This window comes from Ruegeria sp. HKCCD6428 (genome assembly GCF_013110595.1).
Taxonomy (GTDB): domain Bacteria; phylum Pseudomonadota; class Alphaproteobacteria; order Rhodobacterales; family Rhodobacteraceae; genus Ruegeria.
The window spans coordinates 533094-546710 of sequence record NZ_WVQX01000002.1; the positions used below are offsets into that span (position 1 = coordinate 533094).

Annotated in this window: 12 protein-coding genes and 1 pseudogene; 12 read left to right on the plus strand and 1 reads right to left on the minus strand. The window is 55.7% G+C overall.

Features of this window, described 5'->3' with window-relative positions; all coding sequences use genetic code 11:
* Nucleotides 1-22 precede the first annotated feature (22 nt).
* The 3 genes from GS620_RS07830 to GS620_RS07840 all read left to right on the plus strand — a co-directional run bounded on the left by GS620_RS07830 (nt 23) and on the right by GS620_RS07840 (nt 3269).
* Entirely contained in the window at nt 23-733 is a 711-nt protein-coding gene (locus GS620_RS07830) for a UTRA domain-containing protein (RefSeq protein ID WP_171615045.1), read from the plus strand.
* Nucleotides 734-745: 12 nt separating this feature from the next.
* A complete protein-coding gene (locus GS620_RS07835; RefSeq protein ID WP_171615047.1) occupies nt 746-1843 on the plus strand; it encodes a Gfo/Idh/MocA family protein in 1098 nt (365 codons plus the stop codon).
* Between the two features lie 343 nt (nt 1844-2186).
* Nucleotides 2187-3269: a hypothetical protein gene (locus GS620_RS07840; protein WP_171615049.1), complete on the plus strand. Its 1083-nt coding sequence runs from the start codon at nt 2187-2189 to the stop codon at nt 3267-3269.
* A 117-nt stretch (nt 3270-3386) separates the two neighbouring features.
* Here the strand turns inward: GS620_RS07840 and GS620_RS07845 are convergent.
* Nucleotides 3387-4033 (minus strand): annotated as a pseudogene (locus GS620_RS07845) (hypothetical protein).
* Nucleotides 4034-4296: 263 nt separating this feature from the next.
* Between GS620_RS07845 and GS620_RS07850 the strand changes: the two are divergent.
* From GS620_RS07850 to GS620_RS07890, 9 genes are all read left to right on the plus strand, one after another.
* Complete coding sequence (locus tag GS620_RS07850) at nt 4297-5337, plus strand: GlxA family transcriptional regulator (RefSeq protein ID WP_171615051.1); 1041 nt, start codon at nt 4297-4299, stop codon at nt 5335-5337.
* 82 nt (nt 5338-5419) lie between these two features.
* Entirely contained in the window at nt 5420-6559 is a 1140-nt protein-coding gene (locus GS620_RS07855; protein ID WP_171615053.1) for an SRPBCC family protein, read from the plus strand.
* The gene (betC, locus tag GS620_RS07860) at nt 6556-8085 is read left to right on the plus strand and encodes a choline-sulfatase (protein WP_171615055.1); all 1530 of its coding nucleotides are present in this window, start codon (nt 6556-6558) and stop codon (nt 8083-8085) included. Before GS620_RS07855 ends, betC begins: the two co-directional genes overlap by 4 nt.
* Complete coding sequence (locus GS620_RS07865) at nt 8085-8882, plus strand: SDR family NAD(P)-dependent oxidoreductase (protein ID WP_152460175.1); 798 nt, start codon at nt 8085-8087, stop codon at nt 8880-8882. Before betC ends, GS620_RS07865 begins: the two co-directional genes overlap by 1 nt.
* A gap of 148 nt (nt 8883-9030) precedes the next feature.
* Entirely contained in the window at nt 9031-9963 is a 933-nt protein-coding gene (locus GS620_RS07870) for a 3-keto-5-aminohexanoate cleavage protein (RefSeq protein ID WP_171615057.1), read from the plus strand.
* 15 nt (nt 9964-9978) lie between these two features.
* Nucleotides 9979-11397, plus strand: a complete 1419-nt coding sequence (locus GS620_RS07875; protein ID WP_171615059.1) for an aminobutyraldehyde dehydrogenase — start codon at nt 9979-9981, stop codon at nt 11395-11397.
* Complete coding sequence (locus tag GS620_RS07880; protein ID WP_152460178.1) at nt 11397-12131, plus strand: SDR family NAD(P)-dependent oxidoreductase; 735 nt, start codon at nt 11397-11399, stop codon at nt 12129-12131. The genes GS620_RS07875 and GS620_RS07880 overlap by 1 nt, the downstream gene beginning before the upstream one ends.
* A complete protein-coding gene (locus GS620_RS07885) occupies nt 12131-13075 on the plus strand; it encodes a 3-hydroxyacyl-CoA dehydrogenase NAD-binding domain-containing protein (protein WP_152460179.1) in 945 nt (314 codons plus the stop codon). Before GS620_RS07880 ends, GS620_RS07885 begins: the two co-directional genes overlap by 1 nt.
* Nucleotides 13076-13240: 165 nt before the next feature.
* Nucleotides 13241-13405, plus strand: a complete 165-nt coding sequence (locus GS620_RS07890) for a hypothetical protein (RefSeq protein ID WP_171615061.1) — start codon at nt 13241-13243, stop codon at nt 13403-13405.
* The last annotated feature ends 212 nt before the right edge of the window (nt 13406-13617 follow it).

The following is a 13617-nucleotide window of genomic DNA, read 5'->3' on the forward strand; positions in this document are numbered from 1 at the left end:
GCGACCGAGTGAAGCGTCTGCCGTGCCTGCATCCAACCGAAACCCCAATGCCCTGCCGGTATATATTCAGATCGCGGAACTTCTGATCCGTGACATCGCGGCTGGTCGTCTTATTGACGGTGAACGATTGCCGCCCGAGCGCGAGATGGCCGCAGAGCTGAATGTCTCGGTTGGAACGCTGCGAAAATCGCTCTCAGAGCTGGAAAAAAAGGGGATGTTGGAGCGTATCCAGGGCTCGGGCAACTACATACGCGAGACCGGTACGCAAAACAGCGTCTATGCAATGTTCAGGCTGGAACTGCCGGAAGGGGGTGGCCTGCCTCGTGCGGATATCCTGTCGGTTGACCATCTGAAAAAGCCGATCGATCTGCCGAAATTCGGTGCTTCTGACGCCGGTTCGCGTGTCCGGCGGATGCGCTACTTGAATGATACAATCATCGCTGTCGAAGAAATCTGGCTGGACGAATCAGCGGGCCTGATCGACCAGAGCCTGCTGTCCGACTCGCTCTATCGCTATTATCAGCGCCAATTGGGCTTTTGGATCGCAAGAGCCGAAGACAGGGTTTCGGTCCGGCCCCTACCGGACTGGACGCCTTCTGACTTCACCAAGCCAGCAGGCCAAGCAGTCGGTTATATCGAGCGGTTCAGCTGGTCGGAAAGCGCCGAACCCGTTGAATTCTCAAAAACATGGTTCGACCCGGATCGGGCCAACTACGTCCAACGTCTGAAGTAAAAGGAATCGCACATGACCCGGACCATCAATTACGGGCTGATTGGATGCGGAATGATGGGGCAAGAGCACCTGCACAATATCGGATTGCTGGAAGGTACCAGTGTGTCTGCGATCTTTGAACCCGATCAGGAGATGGCAAAAGCCGCCAAGGCAATTGCGCCAACTGCAACCATGGTAGGTTCCGTGCAAGAGCTTCTGGCGGTAGAGGAACTGGACTGCGTCGTCATTGTCAGCCCGAACCATCTTCATGTGGACCAGATCTGCGAAATCGCTGAAACACGTCCTCTGCCGCTTTTGGTTGAAAAGCCATTATTCACCAACCCGCAAGACGTGCCCCGGCTCGAGCAGTTGCAGCGCGACTACCCCTGCCCGATTTGGGTCGCGATGGAATACCGGTACATGCCCCCTATCGCTGCTTTGATCGGTAAGGCCGAGGCGACAGGTGGGGTGAAAATGCTGTCGATCCGCGAGCATCGTTTTCCCTTCCTCGACAAGGTCGGCCACTGGAACCGGTTCAACCGAAATACTGGCGGTACTTTCGTCGAGAAATGCTGCCACTTCTTCGACCTGATGCGTCTGATATTGCAATCCGATCCGATGCGCATCACGGCAAGCGGCGGGCAGGCGGTGAACCATCTGGACGAAAGTTACGACGGTCAAACCCCGGATATTCTGGATCATGGCTTTGTTCTGGTCGACTTTGCTTCGGGTGCGCGCGCGATGTTGGAACTTTGCATGTTTGCCGAAGGCTCACGCTATCAAGAAGAAATATCGGCCGTCGGACCGGACGCCAAGATCGAGGCGTTTGTTCCTGGACCCGGACGATTCTGGCCCGATCACTTGGGAACTCCGCCGCTGCCGCAGGTGATCCTGAGCCCGCGCAATCCCAAAGGTCCGGTATCAATGGACGTTCCGGTGGACGCCACCCTTTTGGCGGCTGGGGATCACAATGGGTCGACCTACTATCAGCACAAAGGGTTCCTGTCCGTACTTCGTGGCGAAAAGGCGAAGCCGGATGTGAGTTTGAAGGACGGCCTCTGGGCTGTCAGGATGGGGCAAGCGGCGCAACAGGCAATTGAAACCGGTGAAACGGTTTACTTGGCCGACTGATCGGGGCCGGAGTCGCAGGTGCGTTTTGCGATCGCTAAAAGACGCCTTAGACTGTTGCTGGCAATGTCTTTCATCGTATGACTAGGACCACGATCGCTTGATTGGTTTAAGAGGGTCAAGCTCGCTGAAACTTCAATCTGCAGCGCGCTGTGTTTATGCAGAACGCGGCGTTTCTGGAATGTCTGGTCTTTGCTTTTCTGTCTGGTCAAGCGCGTCACGGGGTTCTGAGCTTAGTCACTGTCGAAGATTCGCATTCTAAACTAAGTTGAGTTACAGATTATTGTGCCAACTCAAGTGCCGACAGGTAAAAAGGAACACATAAACTAAATAACATCAGTATCTTATGCGCTTAGTAACGAAACTTCTCTCACTGCTTTGTATTCTGGCCACCTTTTCGGTGACCTCTAGACCTTTGCAAGCTTGCTCAGTCTGCGTGACCTTGCCTGAGGCTTCGTCGGCTGATCACATTATTTCCGCGGACATTATCGTTCTGGCCGGTCCCACACCGGACAACCCGTTCCGGTTTTCTCCGGTTCACATTCTGAGAGGTACAGAACAGAAAATCTCAACGCTGCCGGAAATACCGTTTCTGATCGAAAGCAAGACCCGCGCAGCTTTCCGGTCCAATCCAGAAAAGACGGTTCTCTTTACCTATGGCGCAACCGACAAGGATGGTGCAGGGCGTAGCATTTCACGAAGCTGGAAGCGCTTATTCATGATGACGCCAGACAGATCTCGCTTTGTTGAGGATTTAATAGCTGTTGGAGGATCGTGGGCGTACGGCGACAATGACGGCTCGGAGCGTGTTATGTTCTTTGCGGGCTATCTAAGCCACGAAGATCATGTGCTGAGAAACATCGCTATGGTTGAAATCTACCGTGCCCCATATGAATTTGTTCATCCACTGCGGAACACGGTGCCTACTGAGCAGCTCCTGCAAGAATTTCGTAGTCTGAACAGGATCAGTTACATACCCGTCGCGGTGCGTCTGCTTGGCTTGCAATCTGATGAACAGGCAGCCTCTGTTGTGCGTTCGCGATTTGAACAGGTTTTGAAAAGCAATGGTCAAAACCTTTATGAATGGGCTCTCGCAGGTATCGAAATCGACGGCGCCCTTGCAGTTACTGCGATTGAGCGAGCACTGCAGCGCCCCGGCTGGCAACCGCCCGAAAAGCAATCCCTGATCCGGGCTTTGACCGAAGGCGGCACGGTTTTGCCTGAACTTCGCGCTCAGATTATTGGCATTTTCGCGAGTGAACTCGAAAAGGACCGTAATCTAGCGCCGCGGATCGCAGTTGCCATGCGGAACTGGGGCGAGACCGCCCTGAATCACCAATTTCAAGCGCTTATCGTGAGGGGCGAAATTGATCCCGCGACACAATTTGTTCTCGGAACAATAATCGGCGCGGGGCAGGTCACCGATTGAAAGTGAGCTGTGCGCTGTTCTTTGGCACAAGTAATGCGAAATGGATCTCGATCGCCCGTTTTCAGAGTTTTTTTGGCGTTGGTCTCTTTGTAACGCAGGCTCTGGTTCGGTTTACGTTTAAGTAAAAGTGGCAGCGGCTTTGTTCTGAAACCTACGGTTTCTGATTGTTTGCTTCTTGATCTCCACTCTTATGTTCAGGATTTTGGCGTCTCGGCCATGATAGACGTCGGCGGGTGTCAAGTTGGCCGGGCTCTCCGGGTAACAGTAGTTGTTGTTGTGATCGACAAAGGTGCCGATCTGTCGCTCAAAACCTCCGGGTAGGAAGTAAATTTCCAAGAGAACCCAGTTCTTCAAGGTTTGGTACCAACGCTCGAACTGGAGTGGGGTTTGTGTGTGGTGCGGCGCACCGTGCACGTGATCCGAGACAGTCCACCAGATCACCCGCGGCGTATGTCGAGCCGTTTTCGCTGAGCAGCCTTGGCTCGTGTGCGACCATGACGTGATCTCAGTCCGAGGCCTCAGGGGCAGTCACCTGCCGAGCGGTGTCGCCCGCAAGACGGGCTCTCCCGGCTTCCGGGAACTCCTTCGACCAGAATATAATAGCTTTGGGTTATGCCCTCGCGGAGACACAGCGCCGCAATGCTATCCTCAGCGCGCAGACCGGCCGGGACAATACCGACATTCTATTCGGCCCAGTAATGTTTGCGGGTCTTGCGTTTGATGTTCCTGACTAGCTTTTTAGTCTGCGTCTTTCTAGGTTCCAGATTTCTTGTTCATCTTGGCTTGCTAATAGGTTCAATGAACTCGAACTCCTCCGTTACACAGATACCCAAATCTACCAGGTGGGTGCTGAAGTCAGACAGCCGAAAATGGAAGATCCTTCGTCGCAGTTCGAGGCGAAAGATAAGCTTGTGTCGCTGCAATGCACGTTGCGCTTCGCGCCTGATTCAGCCTTGAGTTGGTCGTCAATTTTACTTGTCTGGCCGCACTGTCTACCGTTGAGAATGAACAGAAGGGAGTTGGCGACATGGTCGAGGGCGGCGGGCCGGACAGAACAACCGAACTGAGAATCGCTGTAACACCATTTTTCAACCTGGCGGCCACGATGTCATTTATCGATCCCTTTCGTGCCGCCAACTATCTCGAGGGAACAACACTGTTCCGATGGCAACTTGTGTCCGAGGCGGGCGGAATGGTGACGGCCAGCAATGGCGTTGAAGTCAACACTGCCAGGTTCTCGGAGGCGGGAATGAACAAAGCGGACATGCTTTTCGTCTCGTCAAGTTGGGAGCCGGAGCGCCATGTTTCTGCAGCATTGCGCGCGAACCTCAGAAATGCCGCGAAACGTCAGGCAATCTTGGGCGGGCTAGATACAGGTGCCTTTATTCTGGCCCATGCCGGGTTGCTGGAAAACTATACGGCAACAGTCCATTACGAACATATAGATGCGTTTCAAGAATTGTTCCCCAAGACGGGCATCAGTGAAGCGCTTTGGGTTATTGATCGCCGTCGTGTGACTTGCAGTGGGGGTGCGGCTTCGCTCGATCTTGCCCTGCATCTGATCCAGCAGTCTCATGGTAGCGCTCTTGCAAATGCCGCTGCACGCTATGTGTTTGCCCCCCCGATACGCGCCCACGGGGCATTGCAGTACCCCGAGAATACCGAGCCTTTGGGCAACTCTGTTCCAACAAATGTGCGTGCCGCAATTCGTGTCATGGAGGCAAACCTTGAAACGCCACTCTCCATTGCGGATGTTTGCAGGCATGTCGGGTTATCACATAGGCAACTTGATCGGCTCTTTGCGCAAAGCGTGCGAAAAACACCAGCACTTTACTATCGCGATATCCGCCTCGACCGGGCCCGCGGCCTTGTGACTCAAACTGACCTGACCATGTCGGAGATTGCCTTTGCGAGCGGATTTTCAAGCCAGGTCCACTTTAGTCGGGCCTACAAGGACCGCTTCGGTCTCCCGCCGAGCAAGGATCGTGTGCAGGGACGCATTCCATTCGAGTTCCGAGCATGGCCAATGCACCGCGCACCAAAGCCTAAGGCGAAAAAAGTTAAGTAGTCGGCGATTCATGGTAAGTCTTGTGGTTTGATCCGCGAAAAGCTGGTGCAGTGAGTTCCTGATTCCAGTCGTGAGGACAGCCATGACGCAGTTTCCAGATCAAAACGCGTTCGAAGCAATAAAGTCTGGCTTCGACCCAGATCCAAATCGTGCGCTTTCGTTGCGCAAAGAGGCTTACATTGACGCAAACTGGTTTGAGGTCGACCGTACGGAGATCCTTGCCAAGTCTTGGCAATGGGTTTGTCACGTCGAAAAGCTGCGTACGCCGGGGTCATACGTCGCCACACATATCGCGGGGCACCCAATCGCTGTCGTCAGGGATAGGGAAGGGGTCTTGCGCGCCTTCTACAACGTCTGCAAACACCGCGCCCATGAGCTGTTGAGTGGCGAAGGCGAGACGACCCGTATCATGTGTCCCTACCATGCTTGGGTCTACAAGCTTGACGGTCAACTTGTCCGCGCACCTGAAACAGAACACCTGGAGGCCTTCACGCCACGCGATATCTGCCTGGATGCTGTTCAAGTGGAAGAATTTGCCGGTTTCGTTTTCGTCAACCTCGACACGCAAGCTGCCTCGCTGTCGGATCAATCCGGCAATCTGGAGACCGAAATCCGCCACTGGGCCCCTGATATCGAACAACTTACCTTCGGGAAAAGACTGACATACGATATCAAGTCGAACTGGAAGAATGTCGTCGACAATTTCCTTGAATGCTACCATTGCCCGACCGCCCACAAGGACTTTTGTGATCTTGTGGACATGGACACGTACAAAGTCACGACCTACGGTATTTATTCCAGCCACATGGCAGAGGCGGGGCAGAACGCCAATTCCGCCTACGACGTCTCCAACGCGACTGTAAAGACCCATGCGGTCTGGTGGCTGTGGCCCACAACTTGTCTGATGCGATACCCGGGCCGGTCCAGCATGATCGTGTTAAATGTCATTCCGGTCGGACCAGATCGCACGTTGGAGACCTATGACTTTTTTCTTGAGACGCCCGAGCCTGATCCGATGGAAATCGACGCGATGCGCTATCTGGATGAAGTGCTTCAGGTTGAAGACATCAATCTGGTCGAAAGTGTACAGCGAGGAATGAAAACGCCGGCCTTTACGCAAGGTCGAATCGTGTCGGACCCTTCAGGATCCGGCAAATCCGAACATGCCGTTCATCACTTCCACGGTCTGGTACTTGATGCTTACGCAAAGGCCGCTCCATGACGCAGCCGAATATTGTTGTGGTGATGGCCGATCAGTTGGCACCACATTTCATTGGTGCTTATGGGCACAAGGGCGCCAAAACCCCGCACATGGACAAACTCGCGGCACGCGGGATGCGATTTGACGCCGCTTATTGCAACTCGCCGCTCTGTGCGCCGTCGCGATTTGCTTTCATGTCCGGGCAATATGTCAGCCGAATTGCGGCTTATGACAACGCGTCGGAATTCCGTGCAAGCGTGCCTACCTTTGCACACTACCTCAAGGCTCTGGGATATCGCACGTGCCTGTCAGGCAAGATGCACTTCGTCGGACCTGACCAGATGCATGGGTTTCAAGATCGGATTACGACCGATATCTATCCCGCCGATTTCGCTTGGACGCCGGACTGGGAAGCCCATGATGAGCGGATCGACAAGTGGTACCACAACATGCAGACCGTCAAGGAAAGCGGTGTGGCAATCGCGACATTCCAAACGGATTACGATGACGAGGTCGAGTTCGCAGCGCGCCGGTGGCTGATCGAGCGCGGACGGGATCACGCAGCCGGCGACGTCTCTCCGTTCTGCTTGGTGGCGAGTTTCATCCATCCTCACGATCCATATGTGGCGAAGCCAGAATTCTGGGATCTCTACGCCGATTATGAAATCGACTTGCCGCAAGGCCTCTCTCTGGAAGAGCACGACCCGTTCTCACGCCGTGTGATGGATGGGATCGAAGCCTCCACTGTGCCGCTTTCGGATGAAGAAATCCGCCGCGCACGTCGCGCCTATCTGGCAAATGTGAGCTATTTCGACAGTAAAGTCGGCGCAATCGTCAAGGCGCTGGAAAATACGGGTCAGATTGACAACACATTGATCATTGTGACCGCGGATCATGGAGACATGCTGGGTGAACGGGGTCTTTGGTACAAGATGACGTTCTTCGAACACTCTGCCCGTGTGCCCTTAATCTTCGCAGGCCCGGATGTGGCCGAAGGCACGGCGCCTCAGGCGTGCTCTCTCGTCGACCTGCTTCCGACCTTCCTGGAGGTTGCCGGAGGGACACCCGACATGCTGGGCGAGCCTGTTGACGGTCGGTCCCTGATGCCTTTGGCGCGTGGGGAGGATGCACCAGAGGACATTGCCATCGGCGAATACTGCGCAGAGATGACACCTTGGCCTGTCTTCATGATCCGGCGCGGGACACTGAAGTATATTCACTGCGATGTGGATCCACCGCAGCTTTATGATCTGTCTCGGGACCCGGATGAGCGTGTCAACTTGGCGGATGACCCGGCCTACAGTGATGCAGCCGCTGCCTTTGCATGCGAAGTCGCTGAGAGATGGGACAGCGAAAGGCTCCGGGCTGATGTTATGCGCACCCAGAAATCGAGGCGTGCGCTTCATGCCGCGATGGAGGCCGGGGCAAGCGAGCCATGGGATTACAACCCGCCGCGCGACGCCAGTCAGGAGTATGTTCGCAATCACATGGATTGGACTGCGGCAGCCGCGCGCTACCGCTTTCCACCGATGGGGGAAACAAATTGATGGATATTCAAGACGGCAAGGTGGCCCTTGTGACGGGCGGACGGGGCGGCATCGGCCGTGCGATCGTGGATCGGCTGACCCGAGAAGGTGCCGTTGTCTACGCAGCCGATCTCAGTGAAAGCGGATCCGTGTCCAACCCAGCAGGGGCCGATAGCCATTTTCTCCGACTTGATGTCACCTCAGAACCCGAGGCCATTGCAGCTATGGAGAGGATAAAGACTGAGCACGGCAAACTCGATATTCTCGTGAACGCTGCGGGCATCGAGATCGAAAAAACGATTGAGGATACAAGCCTTGAAGAATGGAACCGCTCGTTTGCGGTGAACGTGACAGGCACATTCCTGACGTCCAAATATGCGCTACCTTTGATGCGCAAGGCGGCAAAGAGCGGCAGTTCTGCCTCTGTCATTAACTTCGGATCGTATGACGGTTTCATCGCAGATCCGGGACTGGCGGCATATTGTGCAACGAAAGGTGCGGTTCATGCCCTGACCCGCGCGATGGCCTGCGATCACGGGCCCGAAGGCATCCGGGTCAACGCGATTTGCCCTGGCTACATCGACACACCGATGCTTCAAAGCTTTTTCACCGGCGACGGCTCGGGTGGCGGCGGCAAGACGATTGACCAGCTTCAGCAAGCTGTGCGCGATGTGCACCCGATGCGCACTTATGGAACGCCAGACGATATCGCAAACCTCGTGAACTGGCTCGCCAGCGATGAGGCCCGATATGCAAGCGGACAGCTTTGGGTGCTGGATGGAGGCCTTAGCGCTCAAGTCCAGCAGATGCGGCTATGAAATGCGCCGTCAACCCCAGGAAGGTCGCCGACGAGGGTGCTTTACGGCCACGCTATGCGCTTGGTGAACCCCCCGAGATTCACCTGATCTACCGACCCAAAGAGGTGCGTTACCATTTGCGCCGTGTTGTTTCGCAGGAGGCCCCGGAATGCCAAAATCCGTAATCATCACATGCGCACCGACCGGGGGCATCCACACCCCGACAATGAGCCCTCATCTGCCCATTACGCCAACCGAAATCGCAACGGCCAGTATAGAAGCCGCCGAGGCCGGTGCCTCCATTATCCATTTGCATGCCCGCCATCCCGAGACCGGCAAACCCGATCCCAGGCCAGAATTGTTCCAGCAATTTATGCCTGTCATCAAACAATCCACAGATGCTGTGATCAACGTTTCAACCGGCGGTGGGCTTGGCATGTCCATGGACGAACGCATGTTGGCGGCCACGACAACAAGCCCCGAAATGGCATCCCTCAATGTGGGGTCGCTGAATTTCGGAATCTTCCCGATGCTTCAGAAATACACCGAGTTTCAGCATGATTGGGAACGCCCTTTCCTCGAAATGACCGAGGATTTCATCTTTCCCAACACGTTCAGGACAATTCGCTACGCCATCGAAAAGCTTGGGGGTGAACATGGCACACGGTTCGAATTCGAGTGCTACGATCTTGGTCATCTCTACAATGTAAAATGGTTCGTTGATCAGGGTTTGATCAAGCCACCGTTTTTTGTTCAGATGGTGTTCGGAATCCTCGGCGGTGTCGGTGCTGATCTCGACAACCTGATGCATATGCACACCATAGCCGACCGGCTGTTCGGGCCGGAAAACTACGAATGGTCGGTGCTGGCTGCGGGGCGCCATCAGATGCCATTTGCGACTCAGGCGGCCCTGTTGGGGGGCAACCTTCGTGTGGGGCTCGAAGACAGCCTGTTCATCGGCAAGGGCGAACTGGCGACATCCAATGCCCAGCAGGTCCGGAAAATTCGAGACATCGTGGAAAACCTCGGGCTTGAGGTTGCAACACCTGCTGAAGCCAGAGAGCGGCTCGCGCTCAAGGGCGCGGACCGGGTGAATTTCTGATAGAAGGGAACGGGCATGCAAGGCAAATTGCTTATCAATGGGGAGATGGTGGAAGGGGAGGGTGAGGCCCTGGCCATTTTGAATCCCGCGACTGGAGAGAAGATTGGTCAGGTCGCAGAGGCAAGTTCGGACCAGGTAGAGGCCGCAGTAAGGTCATCTGAAGAGGCGTTCGAAACCTTCCGACATGTCCCGCCGGCCGAACGGGCCGCGCTGCTGATGCAAATCGCCGATATTATCGAAGCCAATCAGGATGAGTTGGCGGAGCTTGAAAGCCTTGATGTCGGCAAACCCTGGCCATCGGCACGCGATGATGAGTTCCCTCTTACCATCGACACATTCCGCTTCTTTGCAGGGGCGGCCCGGACCATGACGGGATCGGCCGCGGGCGAGTATGTCGCAGGCCACACAAGCATGATCCGCCGCGACCCTGTTGGCCCCGTGGCGGCGATTGCCCCTTGGAATTATCCGTTGATGATGGCCGCCTGGAAACTTGCAGCCCCTCTTGCAGCCGGCTGTACAGCTGTTCTGAAGCCTTCCGAGATCACACCTTTGTCCACGCTGCGCCTTGCTGAACTTTTGCAGGACGTCTTGCCCAAAGGGGTGCTGAATGTGATTCACGGTCGTGGTCCCACGATTGGGGATCAATTGATCAACAGCCCTCAAATGGAAGCAATCACTGTCACGGGGTCCCCGGCCACTGGCATGGCCGCTATGCGCGCCGCCAGCGAGCAAATCCGCCATGTGCATCTGGAACTGGGTGGCAAGGCCCCCGTCATTGTTTTTGATGATGCCGACCTGGACGCTGTGGCTGAAACGATCCGCTATGGGAGCTTTTTCAATGCCGGGCAGGATTGTGCGCAACCGTGCCGGATCCTGGTCCAGGACAGTGTGTATGAAAAATTCGCGGCCATGGTCGAAGCGCAAGTAAAAGAAATAAAAGTTGGCGCGCCCAAGGCTGAAGGCACCGAAATGGGTCCGATGGTTTCCGCAGCTCAGCGCGACCGCGTTTCCGCCTTTGTCGACCGCGCACGTCCTGGATGCGAGATCGTCACAGGTGGCGCAAGCGGAGATGGAAACGGGTTCTTCTATCAACCGACGGTGTTAGCAAACGTCGATAATTCAGCAGAGATCGCAACGGATGAGGTCTTTGGGCCCGTTGTGACGCTTTCCCGTTTCTCGGACGCGGATCATGCCGTAAAGGTGGCGAATGCAGGTCGATACGGACTGGCATCCTCGGTCTGGACGACCGACGTGGGACGGGCAATGTCGATTACATCTCGCCTGCGCTACGGGTTCACATGGGTCAATACGCATGGTGTCGGCACACCTGAAATGCCTTGGGCCGCGATGAAAGGCTCCGGCACGGGCTGTGATATGAGCATCTATGCGCTCGACGCCTATACGTCGATCCGTCATGTGATGGTGGCGCACTGATGCGGCTTGCAGGAAAAAAAGCGTTTGTTACTGGCGGGCGCCAGGGAATTGGACGCGCCATCGTCGGTGCTTTCCTGAAGGAAGGCGCCGAGGTGGTGACCTGCGGGCGGGGTGGAGCCCCTGACGGCCTGCCCTGTGAATGGCACGATCTGGACGTCAGTGATCCGGTGAACGTCCAAATGGTAGCCGAGGCTGTGGGTGCGTTGGACATTCTCGTCAACAATGCCGGGGTCCAGGTGGAAAAGTCAGTGACGGAAAGCACCGACGCGGATTGGGATCTAGTGATCGGCGCCAACTGTCGAGGGGTGTTCAACTGCTGCCGTGCCTTTATTCCGACTATGAAATCCGGCGGGAGCATCATCAATATCGGCTCAATCTCTGGCAAGGTCGCGGACCCTTCGATGGCTCTCTACAATGCGTCCAAAGCTTTCGTGCATGGGCTCACGCGATCTATCGCCGTGGATCATGGCCCAAGCCTGCGGTGCAATGCGATTTGTCCGGGATGGATCAATACCGGCATGCTTGAGGCCGCGTTCGAACTTGCAAAGGATCCTGTCGCGGCAAGGCAAGACGCACTGGCCCGTCATCCCGTTCGTCGGTTTGGCGAGCCGGATGACATTGCATCCATGGCTGTCTGGCTCGCCTCTGACGAGGCAAGCTTCGCAACGGGTCAGTTCTTTACCGTCGACGGCGGCATGACGGCCGCGTCGCCACTCAACCCCGGAGTGTTCTGATGTCGGATATCTCACATACTGCAATTCTTGGTGCCGGCGTTATTGGTGCAAGCTGGGCTGCGCTGTTTCTCGCGGCTGGTCGATCAGTTACTGTTTACGACCCGGCACCAAACTCTGAAGAGCAAACCCGCGCTTTCATTGAAACAGCTTGGCCCACGCTTGAAGAACTCGGCCTGACCGACAGAGCCACTCCGAACGCATTGGCGTTTGCAGAAACAGCAGCATCTGCGGTCGATGGTGCAGACTTCGTGCAGGAGAATGTTCCAGAAAGAGAAGCGATCAAACACGCACTCTATTCTGAAGTCGAACCAGCCCTGAGCGAGGATGCGATCGTTTCCAGTTCCACATCAGGCATGACGCTGGAGGCTTTACAAGCTGGCTGGCAAGATCCTGCGCCTTTCATCCTCGGACACCCGTTCAACCCGCCACATCTTATCCCGTTGGTGGAGCTCACTGCAAACGCGCAAACAGGTGATGGCGTTCTCGAACGAGCCGAAGCGTTTTATCACGACATAGGCAAGGTCACGATCCGCATCAGGAAAGGCTTGCCTGGCCATGTGGCGAACCGCCTTCAGGCAGCCGTCTGGCGCGAAGCGGTCCATATGGCTGTCGAGGGCGTTGCTTCGGTCGAAGACATTGACAAGGCCATGTGGGCGGGCCCGGGTCTGCGATGGGCGGCCATGGGGCCGACGATGTTGTTCAATCTAGGCGCGGGAGAGGGCGGTCTGCGCGCCTTTTGCGAACACTTCCGGGATACGTTTAACGGATGGTGGGACGGGTTGGGTCAGCCACACTTGAACGACGACGTTATCGAAACTTTGGTTCAGGGCATAAACGAAGAAGCAAACGGTCGATCCCCGCAGACACTCGCGGCCGAGCGAGATGCGCTTATTGTTGCCATGCAAAAATCCCTCAAAAGCATTCGACTAGAATCGAACACTTGAACGCTGAGCGTTCGTGATAACGCATTGAGGAGGCACCACCGGCCGAATTTCGGAGCCCTGGCTGCGCAGTGTGTCGACAATCCGTTCCGCCGTGGCCGCGCCAAAGCCCTGTTTTAGCCTTGTGATGAGGTTACTGTCGCGGGCGGCAAAGGGTTGGAACATCGAATGTACGACAAAGTCGGTGCTTTTGATTGTCTGGGTCTCTTCCTCGATCCAAACGTGCTGGATCTTCCGTCCGTCGCCTTCGGCGATTATTTTAGCTTGGGCATGCGCGGCATGACCCTGGAAAACGCCACTGCCTTTTCTGCGATCTTGCGCGAGACCCCGTAGAATTTCTACCGTTCCTAAAGCCTGGTTGCGCCCAAGAAAGCTGCGGTTACTTGGGGCTAGAAGAAATCAGGGTCCCCTGCTGTGGTAGATTTCTGCCGGTTGGGATGAACTGAGCAAAAACAACCCGCGAAACGTTGCGGAAATCGTTGCGTGAAATACGCTGAAAGCAAAAAAGCGCCCTTGGGCGCCTTGTTTTATTGGTCGGAGTGAGA

Coding starts and splice junctions, on each gene's coding strand:
- GS620_RS07835 (WP_171615047.1), top strand. CDS start 746: ATGACCCGGACCATCAATTACGGGCTGATTGGATGCGGAATGATGGGG.
- GS620_RS07840 (WP_171615049.1), top strand. CDS start 2,187: ATGCGCTTAGTAACGAAACTTCTCTCACTGCTTTGTATTCTGGCCACC.
- GS620_RS07850 (WP_171615051.1), top strand. CDS start 4,297: ATGGTCGAGGGCGGCGGGCCGGACAGAACAACCGAACTGAGAATCGCT.
- GS620_RS07855 (WP_171615053.1), top strand. CDS start 5,420: ATGACGCAGTTTCCAGATCAAAACGCGTTCGAAGCAATAAAGTCTGGC.
- betC (WP_171615055.1), top strand. CDS start 6,556: ATGACGCAGCCGAATATTGTTGTGGTGATGGCCGATCAGTTGGCACCA.
- GS620_RS07865 (WP_152460175.1), top strand. CDS start 8,085: ATGGATATTCAAGACGGCAAGGTGGCCCTTGTGACGGGCGGACGGGGC.
- GS620_RS07870 (WP_171615057.1), top strand. CDS start 9,031: ATGCCAAAATCCGTAATCATCACATGCGCACCGACCGGGGGCATCCAC.
- GS620_RS07875 (WP_171615059.1), top strand. CDS start 9,979: ATGCAAGGCAAATTGCTTATCAATGGGGAGATGGTGGAAGGGGAGGGT.
- GS620_RS07880 (WP_152460178.1), top strand. CDS start 11,397: ATGCGGCTTGCAGGAAAAAAAGCGTTTGTTACTGGCGGGCGCCAGGGA.
- GS620_RS07885 (WP_152460179.1), top strand. CDS start 12,131: ATGTCGGATATCTCACATACTGCAATTCTTGGTGCCGGCGTTATTGGT.
- GS620_RS07890 (WP_171615061.1), top strand. CDS start 13,241: ATGTACGACAAAGTCGGTGCTTTTGATTGTCTGGGTCTCTTCCTCGAT.